This is a genomic window from Rathayibacter sp. AY1C1 (assembly GCF_002932105.1).
Classification (GTDB): domain Bacteria; phylum Actinomycetota; class Actinomycetes; order Actinomycetales; family Microbacteriaceae; genus Rathayibacter.
The window spans coordinates 18,008-40,993 of sequence record NZ_PSWH01000021.1; the positions used below are offsets into that span (position 1 = coordinate 18,008).

The window sequence follows — 22,986 nt, forward strand, 5'->3', positions numbered from 1 at the left end:
GCGCGGGCGCCGCCTCCGGACCACGGAGCCTCCGGCCGGCTCGCGCGCCCCGGTCGGGGTTGTCGGCGATCGACGCGGATCGACGGAGGACGTGCTCCCACGGCCGGAGCGCACCCCGCGCGGGTGCCCCGGGAGGCGGCTCGGACCTCCCGCGGCACGGAGGAGGTCCCCGTTCCTCCTAAAATCGGAGGCATGTCGAAAGTGTTGAGCAGTCTGCCCGTGGGCGAGCGTGTCGGAATCGCATTCTCGGGAGGCCTCGACACATCCGTCGCCGTCGCCTGGATGCGCGAGAAGGGCGCGGTGCCCTGCACGTACACGGCCGACATCGGCCAGTACGACGAGCCCGACATCGAGAGCGTCCCGTCCCGCGCGGCCCAGTACGGCGCCGAGATCTCGCGCCTCGTCGACGCGAAGAGCGCGCTGGTCGAGGAGGGGCTCGTCGCCCTGCAGTGCGGCGCCTTCCACATCCGCTCCGGCGGCAAGACCTACTTCAACACCACCCCCCTCGGCCGCGCCGTGACCGGCACCCTCCTCGTCCGCGCCATGCGCGAGGACGGCGTCGACATCTGGGGCGACGGCTCGACCTACAAGGGCAACGACATCGAGCGGTTCTACCGCTACGGCCTGCTCGCCAACCCCCGCCTGCGCATCTACAAGCCCTGGCTCGACGTGCAGTTCGTCAACGAGCTCGGCGGCCGCACCGAGATGTCGGAGTGGCTGGTCGCCCGCGGCTTCCCCTACCGCGACGCCACCGAGAAGGCCTACTCGACCGACGCCAACATCTGGGGCGCCACCCACGAGGCCAAGCGCCTCGAGGAGCTCTCCAGCGGCCTCGAGCTCGTCGAGCCGATCATGGGTGTCGCGTCGTGGCGCGACGAGGTCGAGATCGCCTCCGAGGTCGTCTCGGTGCGCTTCGAGGCCGGCCGCCCCGTCGCGCTGAACGGCGTCGAGTTCTCGGACGCCGTCGCGCTCGTGCTCGAGGCGAACGCGATCGGCGGACGCCACGGACTCGGCGTCTCGGACCAGATCGAGAACCGGATCATCGAGGCCAAGAGCCGCGGCATCTACGAGGCCCCCGGCATGGCGCTGCTGCACATCGCCTACGAGCGCCTGCTGAACGCGATCCACAACGAGGACACTGTCGCCCAGTACCACTCGGAGGGCCGCCGTCTCGGCCGCCTGATGTACGAGGGCCGCTGGCTCGACCCGCAGTCGCTGATGCTGCGCGAGTCCATCCAGCGCTGGGTCGGCTCGGCCGTCTCCGGGGAGGTCACCCTGCGCCTGCGTCGCGGCGACGACTACACGATCCTCGACACGACCGGCCCCGCGCTGAGCTACCACCCCGACAAGCTCTCGATGGAGCGGGTCGGCGACGCCGCCTTCGGCCCCGAGGACCGCATCGGGCAGCTCACGATGCGCAACCTCGACATCGCCGACTCCCGCTCGCGGCTCGAGCAGTACGCGGCCGCCGGCCTCGTCGGCGGTCCGACCGCCGAGCTCGTCGGCGAGCTCGAGATCGGCGAGGCCGACGCGATCACCGAGGGCGGCGGGTCCGCAGCGGCCGATGCGCTCGGACGCGCCACCGACCTGGCCTCGGAGGGTGCGGCGTTCGACGCCGGCACCGACTGACCCCGCCCGTCCGACGCCCCGGCGCGCATCCGTCCCACCGGGACGCGAGGCGCACGGGGGCGTCGTGCTGTGCGGGCCGACCCGGCGCGCCGGGTGCGAGGGCGGGCCCGGCGCGAGAGCGGTGCTCCGGCGTTCGTCGCGACGGCCGTCAGGGCGCGGAGGATCGGACGAGCGCGAGCGCGGCGTCCACGGTGGCGAGCGACTGCGCCGGATCGACGCGGGCCAGCACGAGCGCGGCCACCAGGAGCGACACGAGGACGTCCGCCTGAGCCGACGCCCACGCCTGCGCGTCGGGCCAGCGGGCCAGCGCTCCGGCGCGCAGTGCGCCCAGCAGCTCGGCCCGGTAGTCGGCGATCACCTCGCGCACGGCGTCGTCGCGCGCGATCGGCGCGCCCGCGGCGTTGAGCAGCAGGCAGCCGCTCCTCGCGGAGAGCGTGCGGGAGTCGGCGAGCGCCGCCCGCAGCCCGGCGAAGTACTCCTCGAGCGCCGTCGGCGACGCCCCTCGCGGATCGACGAGCGGGGCGAGCCGGGGCCGCACCACCTCGTCGAGGTAGCTCTGCACGGCAGCGTCGAAGAGCCCGCGCTTGCTGCCGAAGGCGTGGTAGAGGCTGGAGCGGCGCAGTCCGGTCGCGGACTCCAGGTCCGGGAGCGACGCCTCCTCGAAGCCGCTCTCCCAGAAGACGGCGCGGGCGGCGCGGACGACCTGCTCGGTGTCGAAGCCCTGCGTGCGACCCACGGTGCTCCTCCTGAGGGGTGACAGCTGCGGCGCCGCACTGGCGCGGACCGCTCGCTCCAGTATATTGTGGACTGGTCGTTACACAATCGGTGCGGAGCCCTCCGCATCACGACCATCGCCTGGAGGCCCGCCGTGATCGTTCTCGGACTGGTGCTCGCCGCTCTCGCCGCGGCGCTGCACGTCTACATCTTCGTGCTCGAGTCGGTCCTCTGGACGACCTCGCGCGCCCGCTCGACGTTCGGCACGACCGCCGGCGAGGCGGAGGCGACGAAGGAGATGGCCTACAACCAGGGCTTCTACAACCTCTTCCTCGCCGTCGTCACCGTGGCGGGCATCGTCGCCGTCGCGATCGGCGCCACCGCCGTCGGCGCGGCCCTCGTGTTCGCCGGCGCCGGATCGATGGTCGCCGCAGCACTCGTCCTGCTCCTCTCCGCTCCGACCAAGCGCCGCGCCGCGCTGACCCAGATGACCCCGGGTCTGCTCGCGGTGATCGCGCTCGCCGTCGGCCTCTCACTCTGATCCCCTCCGCTCCACCACCACGAAAGGTCCTATGAGCACCGTCACCAGCACCCAGATCCAGCTCGTCCGCCGCCCCGACGGCTGGCCCGTCGCCGAGGATTTCCGGACCGCGACCGTCGAGTACGGCGACCCGGCCGCGGGTGAGATCCGCGTCGAGAACGCCTTCCTCTCGGTCGACCCCTACATGCGCGGCCGCATGAACGACGTGAAGAGCTACACCCCGCCCTTCGCCCTCGGCGAGACCATGACCGGCGGTGCCGTCGGCCGGGTGACCGTCTCCGACGACCCCGCGTTCCCCGTCGGCAGCGCGGTCCTGCACCAGCTCGGCTGGCGCGACGTCGTGCAGGCCGAGTCGTCGCAGTTCCGCGTCGTCCCCGAGATCCCCGGAGTGCCGCTCTCCCTCCGCCTCGGCATCCTCGGGATGACCGGACTCACCGCGTACGTCGGGCTCACCGCCATCGCGGGCATGAAGGAGGGCGACACCGTCTTCGTCTCGGGCGCCGCGGGAGCCGTCGGCTCGGCCGCCGGCCAGATCGCGCGCCTCCTCGGAGCCGAGCGGGTCGTCGGATCCGCGGGCTCGCCCGAGAAGGTCGCCCTGCTGACCGAGAAGTACGGCTACGACGCCGCCTTCGACTACCACTCCGGCCCGGTCCGCGAGCAGCTGGCCGAGGCCGCGCCCGACGGGATCGACGTGTACTTCGACAACGTCGGCGGCGACCACCTCGAAGCGGCCCTCGACGCCTTCCGCAACGGCGGCCGCGCGGCGCTCTGCGGAGCGATCGCCGGCTACAACAGCACCGAGAAGACGCCCGGCCCCGACAACATGGCGAACATCATCACCCGCGGTCTCACGCTGCGCGGATTCACGCTGTCCGGCTACCTCGACCACGCGCCGGAGTTCAACCGGCTGATGGCCGGCTGGTTCTCCGACGGAGAGATCGCCTACGACGAGACCGTCGTCGACGGCATCGACCACGCCGTAGACGCGTTCCTCTCGATGATGCGCGGCGGCAACACCGGGAAGATGGTCGTCCGCGTCTAGCGCCGACCCCGGTGCGGCGGGCGCGAGGAGGGGCACCTCCGGACGCCCGCCGCATCCGTCCTCCGCCTCCCTGACCGGGACCTCCGAGAATGCTCGCGGATCCGCGGGGCCGATCGGTCCGGGCGGTGGCAGACTGCGGACATGAGCACGTTCTCGCATCGGACCGGCGCCTCCGCGCTGGCAGCAGCAGCACTCGTCCTCGTCCTCTCCGGCTGCGCGGGCAGCGGCGGAGCCCCGTCCGCGCGGACGCCGCTCCCGACGCCGACCGCGACCGCGACCTCTTTGCCGACTCCCGCTCCGACGCCGACTCCCACCGTGACCGTGACGGTCACGGCGACCCCCGAGCCCTCGTCAACCGGTTCTCCCGCCGCGGATCCGGCGGCGGCGCGCTGCACAGGCTCCGACCTGACGATGGAGTACCGCCCCGACCCCGACGCGTCGGGTGCCGGGAACAGCGCCTTCGACCTCGTGCTCACCAGCACCTCCTCCTCCGACTGCGCTCTCGCGGGCATCCCCGGCGTCTACGCGACCGACGCCGACGGGAACCGGATCAGCGCGGTCGCCGACGCGTCCGGCCCGAACCCCGACGCTCCCGTGATCCTCGTCCCGGGCGCCCGGGCGGACGTCCGGGTCGCCTGGCACTCCCCCGGCGCCTACGGCTGCACGGTCGGGACCTCCGCGTACCTCGTCGCCGAGGTCCTCGACGCCCCGGACGGCGCTGTCCGCGCCCCCGCCGAGCTCCAGGTGTGCACCGACGGCACCGTGATGATGGACGCCTCCGCCTACACGCTGCTCTGAGCCCTCCCCGAGCGCGCACGCCTCCCGCGCGGCTCGCTCACCGGGCGCGACCCCTTGACCGGGCGCGGCGCAGCCGGGACCCTCGCACTACACGTCCCCACCCCACCCCGGAGGTCACCATGAAGGTCGGCTCACTCGTTCTCCGTCTCGCCGTCGGCGGGCTCTTCGTCGGACACGGTCTGCAGAAGCTGCGGGGCTCGTTCGACGGCCCCGGCCTCGACGGCACCGAGCAGATGATGTCGAGCCTGGAGATGCACCCGGCCCGGCGCAACGCCGTCGCCGCAGCGGTGACCGAGACGGCCGGAGGCGCCGCTCTCGCCCTCGGCGCCGCGACTCCGCTCGCCGCCGCCGGACTCGTCGCCACGATGGTCACCGCCGTGCGCAAGGTGCACTGGAGCAACGGCCTGTGGAACGCGGGCGGCGGGTGGGAGTACAACGCCGTCCTCGTCGCGGCGACGGCCGCGATCGTCGCGGACGGCCCCGGCGCGCTCTCGTTCGACGCCCTGATCGGCAAGCGCAAGTGGGGAGCCGGCTGGGCGCTGTTCGCCCTGATCGGCGGAGCGGCTGCGTCGACCGCCCTGATCGAGGCCGGCCGACGCGCCGCGCCGGTCGGAGCGGGCACCTCCGGCTCCGACGACGGCGGGTCGGACGACGACGGCGCCGACTCGACCGCCTCGTAGCCCCGCTCCGCCGCACTGTGCGGGCGCGGTAGCGTCGGAGGCGTGATCGAGACACGCGCCTCCGACCCCGACCGCCCCGAGACCGACGCGCTCGCCCTCTGGCTCGCGGCGGTCGAGCGCCTCGACGCTCAGGACGACCCGGACGGCGTCGTCGAGCGGATGCGCGTCCTCGCAGCCCGCTACCCGGGACACGACGGAGTCGCCGCTTTCGAGCTGGGCGGCGCCCTCGACAGCGCGGGACACGGGGCGGAGGCGGCGGTCGAGTACGAGCGCGCCCTCGCCGCCGGCCTGGATGACGAGCGGCGGGCGCGGTTGACGATCCAGTACGCCTCGACACTCCGGAACCTCGGCCGCACCGATGAGGCGATCGACCTCCTCGCCGGCGCCGCTGCGCACCCCGCGGTGGGCTCCGCGCGGGAGGTGTTCCTCGCACTCGCCCTGCACAGCGCCGGGCGCGTCGACGAGGCCCTGCGGATCGCGCTGGAGGCGCTGGCTCCGGGGCTCCCCCGGTACCAGCGCTCCGTCCGCGCCTACGCCGCCGCCCTCACCGACTCCGAGCAGTAGCGCGGACGGCTCCTCCGCCCGGAGGCTCGGCGCGGCGAGCGCCGAACCTCCATGGGCGCCGACTCAGTCCTCGAGCAGGATCGCGTCGATCTGCCCCATCGCCTGGCGGAGTCCCTCCTCCATGCCCATCTGGACCATCTGCTCGAGCTGCTCGACCGACTCGAAACGGCTGCTGAGGACCATCCGCGTGCGCCCCGGCTCGATCTCGTCGAGGGTGACCGTGGCCCGGGTGATCCCCAGCGCGTCGACCGGGTCGCCCCGCTCGTCGGCGAAGCCGTCCTCGAACTCGAACCGCGTCGGCTCCTCCACCCGGGTCACGCGCCACCAGCCGCGCGCCTGCTCGCCGTCCGGTCCCGTCATGACGTAGGCGCTCCGTCCGCCCTCGACCGGCTCGTGCCGCTCGAAGGTCGCCGGCCAGGTCGGCGGCCCCCACCAGCGCTCGAGGCGGCGCGGATCCGTCCAGAGGAGCCAGACGCGCTCGATCCCCGCGTCGAACTCGGCGGTCACGGTCAGGGTCAGTTCCTCGATGTCCTTCACGGACTGCAGCACGCTCATCGCGCCTCTCCCTCCAGCAGATCCCGCGCGCCGGTCGGCTCGCGGGTGTCACTCCTCGTCGAGGAGGTCCGACATGCGGTCGATCCTCCCCGCCCACAGCTGCTCGTAGGCGTCGAGCAGGCGCGACGCCCGCCGCACTGCGGCGACCTCGCCCTGCACCAGCTGCTCCCGCCCGCTCCTCCGCTTGCGGACGAGTGCGGCCCGCTCGAGGACGGCCACGTGCTTCTGCACCGCCGCGAACGACATCTCGTAGCGCGCCGCGAGTGCGGAGACGGACTGCTCGCCGACCAGCACCCGGGCGACGATGTCGCGGCGGGTGCTGTCGGCCAGCGCCCGGAAGAGCAGGTCGATGTCGGCGTCCATACGTACAACCATGTGGTTGCACATTAGGGCCGTCCCCTCCCCCGCGCAAGAGCATCCGTCTCCGGGACGAGCGCACCGGCCGGCGCCCGACCTCAGGCGCTCGCGGCGTCGAGCGCCTCGGCAGCGGCCGCGAGCACCCAGTCCGGCAGGGGGCGGGCCGCGAACAGCGAGGCGTAGAGCCGGGCCATCGAGTCGTCGGGGTCGAGCCGCAGCGCCTCGTCGAGGTGGAGCCCGGCGAGGCTCGAGACACCCCTCGCCCACCAGCACCACGCGAGAACGGTGAGCACGGAGGAGCGCGCCTCCTCCGGCGCCAGCGCGGCGGCGCGGGCGAGGAGCCCGGTCGCCCGCGCCAGACGGCCGCGCTCCGGAGCACGCCCGCTGCCGAGCAGCAGGGCCGACAGCTCGAGGTCGTGGTCGTCGTCCGTTCCGGCGCGGGCGTCGCCCACCGCGCCGGGCGGCACTCCCACTCCTGCCTGCGGGCTCCGCGCGATCTGCACGGTCACCCGGTCGCGGAGGGGCGGCGACTGCAGGGTCCGCACGATCAGTCCTTCGCGGCGGACGTCCCGCGGTCCGCTGAGCCAGCGCTCGACGAGCCGTTCCGTGTCGCCGACCAGGGGCGGCCGGCGAAGCACCTCCGCGACGAGCGCGCGATCCTCCTCGGCGACCGGCGGCAGCACGGAGAGCGCGTCGATGTCCAGTGGCTCGTCGGCCACCGCTCGGGCGAGGACGCCGGTCTCGCTCCGCTCGATCTCGAGGAGCGGACGTGGCCTGCGGCACTCCTCGGCGTCCGTGTAGCGCCCCCATCCGTCGGCGGCGATGCAGGCCACGGCGATGATGTCCAGGCGCGTGCGCTCCAGGCGCCGGAGCACCGCACGGCCGAGGTCGAGATGCGGGATCCCCCGCTCCTCGGCGTAGCCCGCACGGGTGCAGACCACCACCAGCACACCGGTGGCCCGCGGCATCGTCTCCATCATGGCCGCGCAGCCGCCCGCCAGCGCCTCCGCCTCCATCCCGCGCAGCGTCTCCGGGAGCGGGATCCGGAAACCTCCCCCGGCGCGCGTGCCGAGGAACGGCACCACCACGACGGACTCCTCCGGACGGATGCCGATGATGGAGGGGACGGCCGCCAGGAGGTCCTGGATCGCGCTCGCCCGCAGGACTTCGGGATCGCGGCGGCGGGACGGAGGAGCAGGGGTTCGCTGTGTGGATGTCATGTCCGACACCCTGCTCGCGTCGCCGGCGGCGCGAGATCCCGCCGGCCCGGACCGGGGAGAACCGGAGCGGATCGGCGCCTGTGGAGGAGCGCCCGGGGCCGGCGGCTCAGCCGGCCGCGGGAGCGCGCAGCACCTTCGCCATCGGCCGTCCCTTCGCGATCTCGTCGATCAGCTTGTCGAGGTACCGGATGCGCTGCATCAGCGGATCCTCGATCGTCTCGACCCGCACGCCGCAGATCACCCCCGTGATCGCCGAGGCCTGCGGAGGCAGGCGCGCCGCCGCGAAGAACTCCTCGAAGGTCGTCCTGCTCTCGAGGTGCCGGGCCAGCTCCTCGTCCGAGAAGCCGGTGAGCCAGCGGACCGCCTCGTCGACCTCCTCCCTCGTCCGGCCCTTGCGCTCCGCCTTCGCCACGTAGAGGGGGTGCACGTCGGCGAACGCCACGGAGAAGATCCTGCTCATGGCCGGGAAGCGTACTCGCGCGACGCCCGGCGCGGCAGAGGCGCCCGCACCGCTATCCTCCCCAGTGGCCCTCGCGCCTCCACCCCGCAGCCCACAGAGAGAACCACCGTGAGCCTCCTCCGCACCAAGTCCGTCGAGCAGTCGATCGCCGACACCGATGAGCCCGAGTACAAGCTCAAGAAGTCGCTGACCGCGCTCGATCTCACGGTCTTCGGCGTCGGAGTCGTCATCGGCGCCGGCATCTTCACCCTCACCGGCCGCGCCGCCCACGACATCGCCGGACCGGCGATCGTCCTGAGCTTCGTCGTCGCCGCCTTCGCCTGCGCCCTCGCGGCCATGTGCTACGCCGAGTTCGCCTCCACGGTCCCGGTGTCGGGCTCCGCCTACACCTTCTCCTACGCCTCCCTCGGCGAGCTCTTCGCCTGGATCATCGGCTGGGACCTGATCCTCGAGCTGTTCCTCGGAGCGAGCGTGGTCGCGCAGGGGTGGAGCGCGTACCTCGGGTCGCTGCTGCAGCAGCTGGGAGTGACCCTCCCGCCGGCGCTCACCTACGGCGGCGTGGTCGACGTGCCGGCGATCCTGCTCGTCCTCGTGCTCGGCGCGCTGATGACCTTCGGGATCAAGGAATCGCTGCGCGTCAACCTGGTGCTCGTCGCGATCAAGCTGTTCATCGTCCTGTTCGTCATCATCGCGGGCCTGCAGTTCGTCAACACCGCCAATTACACGCCGTTCGTCCCCGCCGCCGAGCCCTCGCAGTCCGCGTCCGGTCTGACCCAGCCGCTGCTCCAGTTCCTCTCGGGCATCGAGCCGGCCACGTTCGGGGTCGGCGGCATCATCGCCGGCGCCTCCCTGGTGTTCTTCGCCTACATCGGGTTCGACGTCGTCGCGACGACCGCGGAGGAGACCCGCCGCCCCCAGCGCGACCTGCCCATCGGCATCATCGCCTCGCTGATCATCTGCACGGTCCTGTACTGCGCCGTCGCCCTCGTCGTGACCGGCATGGTCCCCTACCGCGAGCTCGACCCGTCGGCCGCGCTCGCCAATGCGTTCGCCTACCACGGGCAGACCTGGATGGCGACGGTCATCTCGGCCGGCGCCGTCGCCGGTCTGACCACCGTCGTGCTGACGCTGCTGATCGGAGCGACGCGCATCATCTTCGCGATGGCGCGCGACGGGCTCCTCCCCCGGCGCCTGGCCACCGTCCACCCGCGCCTGCGCACGCCGTGGTTCACCTCCGTGGTCGTGACCATCGTCGTCGCGCTGCTCGCCGGGCTCACTCCGATCGGCGTGCTCGAGGAGATGGTCAACATCGGAACGCTCTCGGCGTTCGTGCTGGTCTCGGTCGGCGTCGTGGTGCTGCGCCGCAAGCGGCCCGACCTGAAGCGCGGCTTCCGGGTCCCGCTGAACCCGTGGCTCCCGCTGCTCTCGGCCCTGATCTGCACCTACCTGATGCTCAACCTCTCGATCGAGACCTGGCTGCGCTTCCTGATCTGGCTGGCCGTGGGCTTCGCGATCTACTTCGCCTACTCGCGCAGCCACGCGAAGATCGGCACGAAGCCCTAGGGGGCCAGGCCCACCTTCGGCCTGGCCCAGGAGCGTCCGCGCGTGTCCTTGAGGATGTCGTACTCCACCTCGACGTGCGGCTCGATCGCGCTGTACTTGTCGTTCGGGGCGCCGATCACGAGCTGGAAGCCGAGACCGCGCCACGCACCGATCGCCCGCTTGGTGAAGTGGGCGTCGGCCTTGATCAGCGCCTCGTCCATGAAGACCGGGGCGTACCGGGGACGGTCGGCTCCCGCGTCGCCGAGCTGGTAGCGCAGCGCTGCTCCGACGATGAAGGCGATCAGCTCCTGCGACTCCCCGCCGGACTTCTCGCCGATGTGGTCGTACAGCGCCACGTGCGCTCGGGTGACGGCGTCCACGCGCTCGGCGCTGACCCGGACGTGGTTGCGGACGTCGACGAGGTCGCCGAAGTCGGGCGCGGTGCGCCGCAGCCGCTGGATGAGCCGGGACATCCGCCGGTAGACCTGCTCGCGCTCCTCCTCCGCGGACACGGCCTGGATCTGCGCGCGCACCTCGCGGAGCTCGCGGCGGAAGCGACGGCGCACCTCCGACTGGTTCTCGCGCGTCGTGATCTGCAGGCGGTGGCCGTCGTCGTAGAACGGCAGGTCCTGCATGATCACGTTGATCGGCTCGATCCGCTCGCGGATCTCGCGCAGCGAGCGGCCGAGCGTGGAGTCGAAGCTCGTGAGGTCGTTGCCGGAGAGCGTGAGCAGGCTGTCGCGCCACTCGGTCTCGAGCCGGTGCAGGCCGCTGGTCTCGAGGGCGTCGAGCAGCCGCTCGAAGTCGCCCGCGGACGCCTCGGGGTCCGCGAGCAGGTTGGGGTTCGGCCAGCGGTCGAGGAAGCCGGCCATGATCCGGCCGGCGCTCTCGCGCTGCTGCTCGTGCGCCTCGGCCGCGGAGCGGCGGTCCTCCGCCAGTCGCTGCGCTGCCGTGGCGAGCGCTGCGTCGAAGCGGACCAGGACGTCCGAGGCGCTGCCGGACGCCGCGGCCTCGGTCAGCGTGAACCGGGCGTCCAGGAAGGCGCGCTGGTCGTCGTCGAGCTCGCGTCCTGCGCGCTCCGACGCATCGAGAACCGCCTGGCTCGCGTCGACGTCGTCGACCACGACGGCCCACTCCGCCTCGATCCGCTCGCGTTCCACACCGGCGCGCGCGATCTCCTGGCGGAGGCGCTCGAGGCGGCCGCGCAGCCCGTCGATCTGCTCCTGAAGCCCGGCGAGCTCGGGGTTCGCCTCCGCCGCCTCGGCGCCGACAGCCTCCCAGCGCTCCTGCTCGGCGAGCAGCGACTCGACGTCGACCGTCTCCCAGCTCACCAGCGCGAGGCGGGCGTGGCGCGTCATCCGGTCGTCGAGCGCATCGAGAGCCTCCTCCGCCGCCGACGCCGCCGAGACGGCCGCCGCGCTGCGGGCCCGGGCCGCCTCGACCAGGGCGTTCAGCTCGCGGAGTCGACGGGAGTTGGAGAAGCCGAGGACACTCGCGGCGCCGTGGCCGCCGTGCGCACCGCGCTGCCCCTGCGAGAGCTGACCGGTGAGGGTCAGGGCGAGCCGATGGCGTCCGAGCTCCGCAGCGCTGTCGACGCACACGTAGCCGAAGCGGTCCTCGAGCCGGTCCTGCAGCCAGCCGGTGAAGGCAGTGGCGCGGTAGTCGAGGCGCCCGGGCAGCGTCTGCGGGTCGAGGCCCCGCACCTCCTCGAGCCCGGTGTCCACGCCCTCGTAGCGGAGCCGGACCGGGAGCCGGAGGGAGTCGATGGCGCGGCGGAAGCGGTCGAGGTGGGCGGAGTCGATCATCAGCGTCGTCGCGAAGCCGCCGAGGGCGAGCGTGAACGCCTCGCGCCAGGGCTCGAACTCGGCACGCACCTCGACCAGCTCGCCGACGAAGGGCAGGTCGTCGGCGGTGAGGCCGGCTGCCTCCGCGATCCGCTCGCGCGCCTCGTGCAGAGGCCGGGGGATGCTGTCCCGACGGTCCGAGGCCGACCGCTGCTCCGCCTCGAGCTCGGCGAGCTCCCGCGCCGCGGCCTTCCGCTCGGCGACCGCGTCCGACCAGGCCGCGCGAGTGCTGCGCTTGGCGTCGGCCGCGCTCGCCGCCCGGGCGAGCACCGCCTCGAACCGCTCGCGGGTGGTCTCCGGCTCGCCGAGAGCGCGCAGGTCCTCCTCGAGCCGGGCGCGGTTCTCGCGCGCCGCGCCCAGCCGCCGCTCCACCTCGCGGAGCTCGCGCTGGGCCGTCTCGAGGCGGTCGCCGCCGGAGGCCCGCAGCACCTCGGCGAGCCCGTCCCGCTCCGACTCCGCCGCCTCGGCGAGCGCCCGCTTCTCGCGGAGCACGGCGTCGACGGCGCGGGTGCGCTCGCGCAGCTCGACCTCGACGTCGCGCAGCAGGCCGAGGCGCTGCTCAGCGCGCCACAGGGCCGCCGGCGACACCGGGGCGTCGAACTCCCCGAGCGCGTCGATGAGGCGCACGCGCTCCGCGGACGCGGCGATGCGCAGGCGCAAACCCCGCAACGGCTCGAGTGCCGCGACCTGCTGGCGCGCGGTGAGCATCCGCTGCCGGGTGCTCTCGAGCTCGTCGAAGTGGGCGACGACCGCGTCGGCGGAGGCCAGGGTCTCGGGCTCCTCGAGCACGAGCCGCTTGTAGAGGTCGTCGACGGTCGTGATCTGCTGACCGGCCTGGATGCGGGCGAGCAGGCTCATCGCCTTCGATCCGGCACCCGCCGCTCCGATGCCGAGCACCGCGTGCAGACGCGCCGAGAACTCGCGGTCGGTGCCGAGCGGATCCAGGCCCGCCGCGCGCAGCGACGCGTCGGAGAAGCGGTGCGCCGCCGCCCGGTCGAGCGCGGCGAGGTCGACCGGGCCCTCGGCGCTCGCGCGGATCCGCACGGTCTCCTCGAGCACCCGGGAGCCGGCCGGGACGTACCAGGCGCGGACCGCGCTGAAGCGCGAGCCGTCGTGGTCGACCCAGGTCATCGCGACGGCGGTCCAGGTGTCGACTCCGTCGCCGCGCAGGACGCGCATGGTCGTGCCCTCGTCCGTGCGCGACTCGTCGAGCTTGCCGCGCGCGTAGGAGAGGATGTTGCGCTGGTCCTCGCCGCGCGGACGGCCCGTCACTCCGCCGTTCGAGGCGCCGTTGAACGGCGTGGTGTGCGGCATCATCAGGGCGATGTAGGCGTCCATCAGCGTGGACTTGCCGGAGCCGGAGCCGCCGCAGAGCAGTGTGGCCCCCGGCGAGAAGCGGACCCGGTGCGCGCCGTCGTAGCCGCCCCAGTTGACCAGCTGCAGGTCCTCGGCGAGCCACTGCTGACCGCGGGAGGCGGCGGGGATCAGGCCGAAGAGGGTGTCGAGCATCGTCATCGGGGGTCGTCCTCCGGGTCGGGGGTGTCGTCGTCGGTCGGCTCGTCGTCCAGCGGCTCGTCGTCGGCCGGCTCGTCGTCCGCGACATCGGTCCCGGGCAGGACGCCGTCCGTGGGCGGGTCCGCGTCCTCGTCGAGGCCGTCGTCCTCGAGCGCGTCGTCGTCCGCCTGCTCCGGATCGTCCGAGCCGGGCTCCTCGGCGACCGCCGCTTCTGCGACCACCGAGGAAGCGTCTTCGCCCGCCCGCCCGCGCAGCCAGTCGCTCAGCTCCCGCAGCTTCGGCGCGCTCAGCACGATCTCCACGATCGGGCTGATCCTGTACCGCCCTGCGGACTCCTCGTCGACGATGCCGTCGCGCCCGAGCCGCTCCAGCGCCTTGCGGACCATGCGCTGCCGGCGGGCGGTGTCGCGCTCGGCGTCGGCGAAGTAGCTGAGCACCGTCTGCTCGACCTCCTCGACGTCCACGCGCGCCGACGCCTCGCCGGCCGCCGACTCCCGCTGATGGACCGTGCGCAGGTGCACCAGGACCAGCGTCTCGGCGCGGGTGTAGGGGAGGTCGCGCAGCAGCACCGGCATCTCGACCTCGTCGGAGCGCACCTGCTGCTTGTAGGCGACCCCGCGCTCGTGGTCGACGACGAGCCGCACGAAGAGGTCGTTCAGCCGCGACTCGATCAGCTGCCGGTGCTCCTGGAGCACGGCCCACTGCTCGCGGTGGCGGTCGGCCAGGAGGAAGCGTCGCTGCAGCACGTGCACGAGCACCCGGCGCACCTCGGTGTCGAGGACGCCGCGGTCGCCGGGGAAGAGCTCGTCGGGGTCCTCCTCCATAGACACGGGCGCGATGAACGGATCGGCGGCGGTCCCGTCGGTCGCCAGGGTGTCACTCATCGTCGGTCTCCTCCTCGGTGCGGGCGGTCACGGATCCGAAGGCGAAGCGGCGCACGGTCCCGTCGGGTCGGCGCGTGCTCACGACGGAGTAGCCCTCGCGGTCGACGAGGCCCGTCCGGTGCGCGATCTCGAGCAGCCCGAGCAGGTCGACGGGCCGTCGAGTGTCCTCCGGAGCCGCGCTGAACGCGTCCGCCAGATCGAACTCGTCGCCGAGCTCCGCCACGTAGGCCTCCAGCTCCGCGTAGCGGGGACCGCCCCAGGCCCGGCTGTCGTCGCCGACGAACTCGGCGTCGCCGTCGTCTCCGGCCAGGGGCGCCGGCCCGCCGGCCGGACGCACGTCTCCCAGGGTCTGGCGCAGGTGGCCGATCCCGGCGACGGGCAGGTGCCGCAGCGGCGCGACCGGCGCGTCCGGCGAGATCCCGCCCGTCCACTCCTGGAGCCCCGCCATCACGTCGCGCAGCAGCTCGTCCACCTGGCGGTCGCGAGCCGGGTCGTGGGTGCGGACCTGGCCCGTGATGACGTGGGACGCGCGACGCTGCGCGGTCAGGACCTCCTGCACGCCCAGCTCCACCCGGCGGCCGATCGCGGCCAGCTCCGCGCGCTGGGCGGGGTCCATCAGGCGGGAGAACGGCTGCACGAGCACGGTGTGCAGCTGATCGGCGAGCGCGTCGATCCGCTCGGGGTCGCCCAGGAGGCGGAGGGCTCCGGCGAACGCACGGCCCTCGCTGGTGGCCTGCATCACGTGCTGACCTCGCTCGAGGTACTCCCGCAGCACCTCGCCGGTCGGGCGGACGTCGCGGCGCAGGTCCGCGACCACGTCGCGCTGCATCGCCTTGATCGACTCCGCCACCCGCGCGAAGTCGGCCGGCAGCTCGCGGGCGAGGTGCACCACGTTCTCGGCCTCCTCCAGGAGCTGCTCGTCGTCGGCCGGCTCGAGACCGGCGCCCTCCTCGAGTGCGGCGATCTCGGCGTCCAGGCGCGCCCGCTCCTCGCGGAGCCGCGAGAGCCGGGCCTCCGGGTCGGGCTCGACGTCCGCGGCCAGCCGCTCGACCGCCTCCAGCAGAGTGCGCACCCGCGAGTTCGAGACGCGCGTGCGTCCGCCTCCGGTGCGCCCGGTGATCTCGAGGGCGCTCACGGCGTGGGCGCTCAGCCGGTAGACCTCGGCCTCGCCCTCGATCTGCGGCACGAGCCAGCCGACGCGGACCCAGTAGCGGCACACCTCGCGCGCCGTGCCGCTCGGCAGAGCGCGCTCGCCCTCGTCGTACCCGGCCGAGCGGAGCTCCTCGAGCAGCTCCCCCACCTCGGCGTGCGCGTCGGCGACCGCCACGGCCTGCCGGTCGACCGTGAACACGAGCGACAGAGCGGCGACGACGAACGGCGCGTAGCGGCCGTGGAGGAGATCGAGTGTCGGCGTCCGGAAGGCGCCGAGGGAGCGCAGGTAGGCGGCCTCGGCGCGGGAGTTCGACATCGCCCTCAAGGATAGGCGGCGGGCCGGGCGCCCGAGGACGGCCGCGCCTGGGCCGCAATCCGACCAGCGCCTTCAGGCGCCGTCGGGGCGGAAGCCTTTGTAGAGCGTGAGCGCGAGGGCGGTGCGGTCGCGGAGGCCGAGCTTGCGCAGCAGCGCCGAGACATGGTTCTTCACGGTGCCCTCGGCGAGCACGAGGGCGGCCGCGATCTCCCTGTTGGTCCGCCCTTCGGCCACCAGCTCGGCGACCACCCGCTCGCTCCGCGTGAGCAGCGTCAGCGGGCTCTCGCCGGTGCGACCCGGCTGGACGGCCGGCCGGGCGACGCGCGGATCGATCACCATCCCGCCGGCGATCACCGCGTCGAGGGCCACGACGAGACCCTCCACCGAGGTGTCCTTCAGGAGGAATCCGGAAGCGCCGGCCGAGAGGGCCGCCTGCACGAGCGCGTCGTCGTCGAAGGTCGTCAGAAGGAGGACGGGCAGACGCGGATGGAGCTGCGCACACTCGGCGGCGAGCTCCACGCCGCCCATGACCGGCATCCGCGCGTCGGTGACGACGACGTCCACCTCCGTCGTGCGCAGAATGTGCAGAGCAGCCTGTCCGTTCTCGGCCTGGGCCGAGACCACGACACCCTCGACCGTCGAGAGGAGCATGACCAGCCCACGGCGGATCATCTGCTGGTCCTCCACCAGCAGCATTCGCCTCGGTGTCGTCTCCGTCACGAGGCGCGGCTCTCCCGTTCCCCGTCGGCGGCTCCGAGAGGGATCGAGAGGCGCAGGAGGAACCGGTCGCCGATGCGCCGCGCCGTCAACCGACCTCCGCGAGCCGTCGCGCGATCGTCGAGGCCGCGCAGCCCGAACCCCAGCACAGGCTCGCCGTCGCTGATCCCGTTGCTCCTTCCCGCGCCGATGTCGCTGAGCAGCGAGAGCTCGAGCCGGACGTCGTCCGTCTCGATATCGATGCGGACTCTGCGGGCAGCGCCGTGCCGCAGAGCGTTCGTCAGCCCTTCCTGCACGCCTCGGTAGACGACGAGCGCGGTCTCATCGTCGCTGGTGAGCACACGGTCCGACGCCTCGTCGCCGACCACATCCACGGTCACGCCCGTGCCGCGGAAGGACTCCGCGATCAACTCCAGCGCAGCCAGGCCGCGGGCGCCCGCGTCCCGGAAGGGACTGAGCGCTCGTACCCACATCCGCATGTCCGCGAGAGCCTCGCTCGACGTGGATCGGGCGGTGCGGACCTCGGCCCACGCCTGCTCGGCATCGGCGGAGCGCAGGCGATCAGCGAGCTCGAGACTCATCGAGACGAGGGTCAGCTTGTACCCGAGGCCGTCGTGGAGCTCGCGTGCGCTCCGGGCGCGCTCGTCCGACAGCAGCAGCTCCTTCTCCGTCTCGGAGGCGCGATGCAACCGCCTGATCACACGCTGGTCGGCGGATCGCTCGCTCTCGAAGCCGCGAAGAGAGAGTCCCAGGGCGATCCCGAAGCACATCAGCACGGCCACGGGCACCACGTTGAGCAGGCCGTCGAGCACTCCGGAGAGCAGCGCCCTCCCCGAGCCGACGGCGCCCCCGACATGGAGGGCCAGTCCGACGGAGGCGATCCAGATCATCGCGTGCGCCCCTGCGCGGAGCGAGACGTCGACCACCGCGAACGCCACGACGAGGAGGAGGACCGGGATCGTGAAATCGAGCCGGCCGAAGACGACGACCGGCGTCGCCGCGACGATGGACACCGTCGTCACGGCGACCCCGTGTCCCGCTCGGATCAGTCGGGGCCGGACGGCCCAGAGCCCGGCGATCACAGGCACCAGCGCGAGCCATGTGACCGCGACCGCTGCACCCGTGCCTCTCTGCGCGGAGTCCACGACGCCCAGGATCCCTGCCAGGACGAGGCAGCACAGGGCGATCGCCTGAAGTGCGATGACGGTCCTGTCCACGGTGCTCGACAGGGACGGCGCGACCGCGACCCGCTCGTGTCCTGCCGCTGACGGCGCGGAGATCTCCGCCGCCACCCCGGAGTTGAGCCCATGTCGACAACTGTAGCTCCGACTCCGGGATGCCGACCCGTGACCGCAGTCACGCCCTCACCGTGACTCCGGTCATCCTCATCCGTGACTTCGGCGGGAGGTGGTCGACTGCGGACCTTCCTAGCCTCGAAGTCAGCGCCGGGAGCCGCATCCCGCACCGCGAGACAAGTCGGACAGGAAAGGGAAGCGATGCCGCTCGACCTCGAATATCTCCGGTACTGCCGCCCGGGCAACCCGTTCTACGCGTTCGCCGAGGAGGGGGACGACATCGATGGCGACGCCTTCGACGTCGCGTCCTTCGCTCCGGAGGACTGGCAGGTGAGGGAGTCGCGGCCGTGGCGGAACTGGATGCCGGACGGTTGCCTCCTCCCTCGTCAGGGATGGAAGCTCCACCTCTCGTCGACACTCGATGACGCGGAGAAGGTCCTCGCCGCTGCTGCACGCTACTGCTTCGCCTCCCGACTGCCTTTCAAGCATCTCTCGACCACCTCTCACCTTCTGATGCAGAACGGCAAGTACGCCGATCGAGCGGGAGCTGGGAAGTTCATCACCGTGTATCCCGGTTCGGACGACGAGTTCGCCCGAGCGCTGGAGGACCTCGACGTCCGTCTTCGCGGGTTCAGAGGCCCGTACGTACTGTCCGACCGGCGGTGGAAGTCCGGGCCTGTGCACTTCCGTTACGGCGCCTTCGTCCCGTCCGAGACGGAGAGCGGCTTCGTCTCGACGGTGCTCGACCCGGACGGGAACGAGGTGGAGGACGTCCGGCGGCCGACGTTCACACCTCCCCCGTGGGCTTCACTACCGGAGTCCGTCACTGTCGGGGCGGAGAACGAGGAAGAGGTCGCCTTCGGCTTCACGATGCTCTCAGCGCTGCACTTCTCGAACGGTGGTGGTGTCTATCTCGCTGAAGCGACGACCGACGAATTCGTGCCGATCGGGACGATCGTGGTCCTCAAGGAGGCGCGCCCGCACGCCGGGTTGGACGCCGACGGAGTCGACGCCGTGACTCGCCTGGCTCATGAGGAGGAGGTGCTCGTCGATCTGCAGTCCCTGGACTGCGTACCCGTCTTCTACGGATCCTTCACGGCCTGGGAGCACCGATACCTGGTCATGGAGCACATCGAGGGGAACGATCTGAAGCGCGAATGGATGACGAGGACTCCGCTGCTCCGACCAGCACCGTGGCGAGTCGGTGACCCTGCATACACCTCCTGGCTGACCACGACCGTCGCTCGCCTCGACGCCGCTCTCGCCTCCGTGCACCGCGCAGGATGGCTGCTCGGCGACATCCACCCGAAGAACGTCATCATGCGGAACGGCACGCACCCGTGCTTCCTCGACTTCGAGTTCGCGCATCGAATGGATCCGGAGTGGCGTTGTCGCCGGGGAGCGCCCGGCTACGAGCCCCTGGAAGGCCTGATGGGGACGGAAGCGGACGAGTGGTCGCTCGGCATCCTCGAACTCGATCTCCTCTTCCCCCAAGCGACGATCGCCGACCAGGGCAACGTCGCGAAGATCGAGCAGCTCCTCCGAGCAGCCGCAGACGATCTCGCGGTTCCGCCCGCCGTGCTGCGGTCGATCAGGACCTCCACCCTCGACGTCCTCCCCGCCTCCGGTCAGAGGTCGATCGACGAAGACGTCGGTCGATTCGCCGCCCTCTCGGACGACCAGCTGCGCGGCCAGATCGCCCGCGGTGTCGCATCGGTGCTTCAGTGGACGGACGACTCGCCGGTCGTTCCCGGAGACATCCCTGTCCTCGCCCGCGACAGCGCGGACCACCGTGCCGGATTCCCCTACGGCGCGGCTGGAGTCGTCGCTGTCTTAGGACGATCCGGAGATGTCGACCTCGAGGCCGCCGATCACTGGCTCGCCGCTCGCGTGGCCCAGGTGCGGTCGCGTGGTCTCTGCGGACGCGAGGGAATTCGCTACGCGGCTCGCCAGGCAGGACTCGCGCGCACACTCGAGGTCCTCGACCGCAGGCCCTCGGCCGCCCCTTCAGGTCCGACGCTGTGGTCGGGGTGGGCCGGTGCAGGGCTCGCCGAGCTCGCAGACGGAGGGGACCCGTCGGAGGCGGCCCACCATCTCACCACGCTGCTCGATGAGGACGTCCGAGGAGCCTCCGTCGGCCTCCTGCACGGATGGTCTGCGGCCGCGATCCTGTTCGCCCGACTCCACGAAGCCACTGGCGACGACTTGTACATCACGCTCGCGATACGAGCCGTCGACGCCGATCTGGCGCGCTGTGCGATCACCCGGAACAACACTCTCGAGTTCGATGAGGGATGGAGGACTCTTCCTTACCTGGGGATCGGCTCGACCGGGCCCGGCCTGGCGATCCTGGAGCTGCGGCGGGTCACGGGCGAGGAGCTCTTCGCCGATCCCCTCGCGTCCATCGACGCCGCCGCGTCCTACCAGCAGTGCGCGCAGGCCTCACTCGCCCACGGTCTGTCCGGATTCCTCGTCTACCTCCGCCGCCGCGTACTGCACCGCCCGAGCGCGGAACTCGAGGAGGTCCTCCGCTCGCACGTCCGGTCGCTGCGCCTGCACGCCGTGCTCGACGACACCGGCGTCTTCTTCCGCGGCAACCAGAACCTCCGACTCTCGTCGGACTACCTGACCGGCTCGCTCGGAGTGCTCGCAGCGCTCGACGAGCTCGAGACCGGACGCTCCGCCCTGCCGTTCGGACTCTGACCGAGTCGGCCCGAGACGAGGAGAGGAGGTGATCACAAGAACCGGATCCTCGATTTCCAGACCCTCGAAGGTGAGGCCGACGCGCACGACGCCGCGCGCGTCAGCACCTTCAGCGTCATCTCGCCGTGCCCGGGCTGGCCCAGCTCGATCACGTGGGGCAACTGCTGATAGTCGCTACCGGGCGCCCGCGATCCAGCATGACGTGGATCGCGGGCGTCTCACGAGTAAGACGTCCCCACCTTCGTCGAGGAGAAACGCTCATGATCCCCACCCTCCAGGCTCGAGCCGTCGAGCAGGTCATCACCGTAGGCCGGCAGCGGACGACCGTCCTGCGGGGCTGCGACATCGATCTGGAAGGGGGCGGGCTCACCGCTGTCGTCGGCCGCTCCGGCTCCGGCAAGTCCTCTCTCCTGATGTGCCTCAGCGGACTGGACCGGCCGACGTCCGGCGTCGTCGAGGTCAACGGCCGGGACGTGAACAGGCTGTCAGCGGCCGATCGCGCTCGCATGCTCCGCGCCCAGATCGGGTTCGTGTTCCAGCAGTACAACCTCGTGCCCTTCCTCGATGTCGAGGAGAACATCGCGCTCCCCTTCAGGCTCGACCGATCACCCGTGCCGCACGACCTGATCGGTGGACTCGTGGAATCGTTCGGCCTGCGCGACCGGCGCCGTGCGCCGGCGCGAACGCTCTCGGGAGGTGAGCAGCAGAGGACCGCTCTCTGCCGCGCCCTTGCACGGCGGCCCGGCATCGTCTTCGCCGACGAGCCGACCGGCGCCCTCGACTCGCAGAGCTCGCGGGTCGTCCTGTCGACTCTGAGGACGATGGCGGACGAGGGCCAGATGATCGTGATGGTCACGCACGATCTCGACGCCGCAGCCCTCGCGGACACGGTCGTGGTGATGCACGATGGTCGGACCGTGCGGACGACCGGACGCTGCACCAGCCATGAGCTGCTGAGCATCCTCGAAGAGGCCGGGGCCTGACTCGTGTCCCGTTACGTCGTACGCCTGTTCGCCGACGAGTGGCGCCGATGGTCTCCCGCGATCGCTGTGGTCGCCCTGATGGCGACGCTGATCGGGTTGTGCGTTCAGCAGTTCGCCTGGACCGGCGACCCCGCATTCACCGCCGCTGTCACGGAGGCCGGCGTCGCGCTCGGGGAGTTCCGGATCCTCTCGATCACGATCTACACTGTCGTGGCGCTCGTCGGCTGGGTCGCCCTGACGATCGTCGGCCGAGCGAGCGTTCTGGCCACAGGACGCACGCACGCGCTCTGGCTCCTGCTGGGCGCCTCCCGAGCCCAGGTGTTCGTCGTCACTCTCCTCGTGCTCGGCATCGTGAGTCTCCTCGGCGCCGGCATCGGAGCGCTCCTCTCGACACTGCTGGCGTTCTGGGCGGTTCCCGCATTCAACGGTGCCGTCTCGTCCGAGGTCGATCTTCCGAGCTTCTCGCTCGCGCCCTGGGCTCCGGTGGTCACGCTGGCGCTCGGCACGCTCACCGCTCTGGCGGGCGGAGTCCTGCCCGCGCGCCGCGCCGCCCGCACGCCGCCGAGCGCCGCGCTGCGTGAAGTCGGGAGCGGTCGACCGGGTACGGCGATGCGCGCGGTGCGGATCGGCTGCGGCATCGCCCTCCTCCTCATCGCCTCCGGCCTTGTCACGGCATCCGCCTCTGCTCGAGAACTCGGAGCGACCGGACCGGCGCCGATGTTCAACCTGGCCGTCGACGTAGGAGGCAGCGTCCTCGTGGCCGTCTACCTCCTCTGCCCGGAGGTGATCGCGCTCGTCTTCCGGGCTCTGCACGCGCTCTCCGCCCGATCGGGTCTCGTCGTCGCGGCTCTCGGAATCCGCGCGGCAGCAGCCCGGGTGCAGGTCAGCACCGCCACGATCGCGCCGCTCACGGCAGGGCTGGGGGCGATCGCCGTGCTCCTGTGCGCGGTGGAGTCCGTCGTCGCCATGACGACGGCGGTCCGGCCCGGGACCCGCGCCGATCTCACCGATGTTCTGACGATCGTCGCAGTCGTAGCCGTGTCGATGCTCGCCACCAGCGCCACTGTCGTCGCTCTCTCTGCGCAGAACCGCGAGCGCGAGATCGCCCTGCTCCAGGCAGCGGGCCTGCAGCGCCGACAGATCATCGGGCTCGTCGTCTCCGAGAGCCTCGCGATGTCCCTCGCCGCTTCCACAGCAGCTGCCGCACCCGTCGCCGCCACCGGCGCGGTCTGCTGGCTCGTCAGTCGCGCAGCACTGGGCGAAGGGGTAGTGATCTGGCCGGTCCCGAGCGTCGTTCTCGGCCTCATCGGCTCGTGGATCGTGCTCTCGCTGATCCTCCTGATTCCCGCGCAGGCTCGGCTTCGCCGTCCCCCTGGACCGAGGTTGCGTGAGCAGGGTGTCTGACGTGATCACGGCTCGCGACGCACTGCCGCCTCGGGTTTCTGCGATCGCCGGACGGCTGCGACATCTCGCAG

Annotated in this window: 20 protein-coding genes; 10 read left to right on the top strand and 10 right to left on the bottom strand. The window is 72.0% G+C overall.

Going from position 1 to position 22,986, the window contains the following annotated elements; all coding sequences use genetic code 11:
• Window positions 1-192: 192 nt before the first annotated feature.
• Window positions 193-1,629 (top strand): argininosuccinate synthase, encoded by a 1,437-nt coding sequence (gene argG / locus C5C71_RS11100; protein ID WP_104222545.1) that lies wholly within the window; start codon window positions 193-195, stop codon window positions 1,627-1,629.
• Window positions 1,630-1,777: 148 nt separating this feature from the next.
• Here argG and C5C71_RS11105 read toward each other — a convergent pair whose 3' ends face one another.
• Window positions 1,778-2,365, bottom strand: coding sequence for a TetR/AcrR family transcriptional regulator (locus C5C71_RS11105; protein WP_104238589.1), 588 nt, complete (start codon window positions 2,363-2,365; stop codon window positions 1,778-1,780).
• Window positions 2,366-2,497: 132 nt separating this feature from the next.
• Between C5C71_RS11105 and C5C71_RS11110 the strand changes: the two genes are divergently transcribed.
• From C5C71_RS11110 to C5C71_RS11130, 5 genes are all read left to right on the top strand, one after another.
• Window positions 2,498-2,884, top strand: a complete 387-nt coding sequence (locus C5C71_RS11110) for a DUF1304 domain-containing protein (protein ID WP_104222543.1) — start codon at window positions 2,498-2,500, stop codon at window positions 2,882-2,884.
• 31 nt (window positions 2,885-2,915) lie between these two features.
• Window positions 2,916-3,926 (top strand): NADP-dependent oxidoreductase, encoded by a 1,011-nt coding sequence (locus tag C5C71_RS11115; RefSeq protein ID WP_104337694.1) that lies wholly within the window; start codon window positions 2,916-2,918, stop codon window positions 3,924-3,926.
• A gap of 141 nt (window positions 3,927-4,067) precedes the next feature.
• Complete coding sequence (locus C5C71_RS11120) at window positions 4,068-4,724, top strand: DUF4232 domain-containing protein (protein WP_104337695.1); 657 nt, start codon at window positions 4,068-4,070, stop codon at window positions 4,722-4,724.
• Window positions 4,725-4,843: 119 nt separating this feature from the next.
• Window positions 4,844-5,404 (top strand): DoxX family protein, encoded by a 561-nt coding sequence (locus tag C5C71_RS11125; protein ID WP_104222539.1) that lies wholly within the window; start codon window positions 4,844-4,846, stop codon window positions 5,402-5,404.
• A gap of 42 nt (window positions 5,405-5,446) precedes the next feature.
• Complete coding sequence (locus C5C71_RS11130) at window positions 5,447-5,968, top strand: tetratricopeptide repeat protein (RefSeq protein ID WP_258068714.1); 522 nt, start codon at window positions 5,447-5,449, stop codon at window positions 5,966-5,968.
• Window positions 5,969-6,031: 63 nt separating this feature from the next.
• Here C5C71_RS11130 and C5C71_RS11135 read toward each other — a convergent pair whose 3' ends face one another.
• The 4 genes from C5C71_RS11135 to C5C71_RS11150 all read right to left on the bottom strand — a co-directional run bounded on the left by C5C71_RS11135 (window position 6,032) and on the right by C5C71_RS11150 (window position 8,560).
• Window positions 6,032-6,523, bottom strand: coding sequence for an SRPBCC domain-containing protein (locus tag C5C71_RS11135; RefSeq protein ID WP_104222538.1), 492 nt, complete (start codon window positions 6,521-6,523; stop codon window positions 6,032-6,034).
• Between the two features lie 48 nt (window positions 6,524-6,571).
• Window positions 6,572-6,898: a helix-turn-helix domain-containing protein gene (locus C5C71_RS11140; protein WP_104238597.1), complete on the bottom strand. Its 327-nt coding sequence runs from the start codon at window positions 6,896-6,898 to the stop codon at window positions 6,572-6,574.
• Window positions 6,899-6,978: 80 nt separating this feature from the next.
• Window positions 6,979-8,100: a DUF4192 family protein gene (locus C5C71_RS11145; protein ID WP_104263031.1), complete on the bottom strand. Its 1,122-nt coding sequence runs from the start codon at window positions 8,098-8,100 to the stop codon at window positions 6,979-6,981.
• Between the two features lie 106 nt (window positions 8,101-8,206).
• The gene (locus C5C71_RS11150) at window positions 8,207-8,560 is read right to left on the bottom strand and encodes a DUF2200 domain-containing protein (RefSeq protein WP_104225408.1); all 354 of its coding nucleotides are present in this window, start codon (window positions 8,558-8,560) and stop codon (window positions 8,207-8,209) included.
• A gap of 108 nt (window positions 8,561-8,668) precedes the next feature.
• On the opposite strand from C5C71_RS11150, the gene C5C71_RS11155 reads away from it, so the two are divergent.
• Complete coding sequence (locus C5C71_RS11155; protein WP_104292439.1) at window positions 8,669-10,123, top strand: amino acid permease; 1,455 nt, start codon at window positions 8,669-8,671, stop codon at window positions 10,121-10,123.
• On the opposite strand, the gene C5C71_RS11160 is transcribed toward C5C71_RS11155, so the two are convergent.
• From C5C71_RS11160 to C5C71_RS11180, 5 genes are all read right to left on the bottom strand, one after another.
• A complete protein-coding gene (locus tag C5C71_RS11160) occupies window positions 10,120-13,461 on the bottom strand; it encodes an ATP-binding protein (protein WP_104337696.1) in 3,342 nt (1,113 codons plus the stop codon). The two genes, C5C71_RS11155 and C5C71_RS11160, sit on opposite strands and share 4 nt — an antisense overlap.
• On the bottom strand, window positions 13,458-14,345 hold the full coding sequence (locus tag C5C71_RS11165; RefSeq protein ID WP_104225411.1) for a DUF4194 domain-containing protein: 888 nt from the start codon (window positions 14,343-14,345) through the stop codon (window positions 13,458-13,460). The genes C5C71_RS11160 and C5C71_RS11165 overlap by 4 nt, the downstream gene beginning before the upstream one ends.
• Entirely contained in the window at window positions 14,338-15,813 is a 1,476-nt protein-coding gene (locus C5C71_RS11170; protein ID WP_104337697.1) for a DUF3375 domain-containing protein, read from the bottom strand. The genes C5C71_RS11165 and C5C71_RS11170 overlap by 8 nt, the downstream gene beginning before the upstream one ends.
• Before the next feature lie 72 nt (window positions 15,814-15,885).
• Window positions 15,886-16,509, bottom strand: a complete 624-nt coding sequence (locus C5C71_RS11175) for a response regulator transcription factor (protein WP_104337698.1) — start codon at window positions 16,507-16,509, stop codon at window positions 15,886-15,888.
• A gap of 20 nt (window positions 16,510-16,529) precedes the next feature.
• Window positions 16,530-17,747 (bottom strand): sensor histidine kinase, encoded by a 1,218-nt coding sequence (locus C5C71_RS11180; protein WP_146084456.1) that lies wholly within the window; start codon window positions 17,745-17,747, stop codon window positions 16,530-16,532.
• A 279-nt stretch (window positions 17,748-18,026) separates the two neighbouring features.
• Between C5C71_RS11180 and lanKC the strand changes: the two genes are divergently transcribed.
• The 3 genes from lanKC to C5C71_RS11195 all read left to right on the top strand — a co-directional run bounded on the left by lanKC (window position 18,027) and on the right by C5C71_RS11195 (window position 22,915).
• Window positions 18,027-20,528 carry a class III lanthionine synthetase LanKC gene (lanKC, locus tag C5C71_RS11185; RefSeq protein ID WP_104337700.1) on the top strand — a complete coding sequence of 834 codons (2,502 nt, stop codon included), beginning with the start codon at window positions 18,027-18,029 and terminating at the stop codon, window positions 20,526-20,528.
• 260 nt (window positions 20,529-20,788) lie between these two features.
• The gene (locus C5C71_RS11190) at window positions 20,789-21,511 is read left to right on the top strand and encodes an ABC transporter ATP-binding protein (protein WP_104225415.1); all 723 of its coding nucleotides are present in this window, start codon (window positions 20,789-20,791) and stop codon (window positions 21,509-21,511) included.
• A 3-nt stretch (window positions 21,512-21,514) separates the two neighbouring features.
• Window positions 21,515-22,915, top strand: a complete 1,401-nt coding sequence (locus C5C71_RS11195) for an FtsX-like permease family protein (RefSeq protein WP_104222528.1) — start codon at window positions 21,515-21,517, stop codon at window positions 22,913-22,915.
• The last annotated feature ends 71 nt before the right edge of the window (window positions 22,916-22,986 follow it).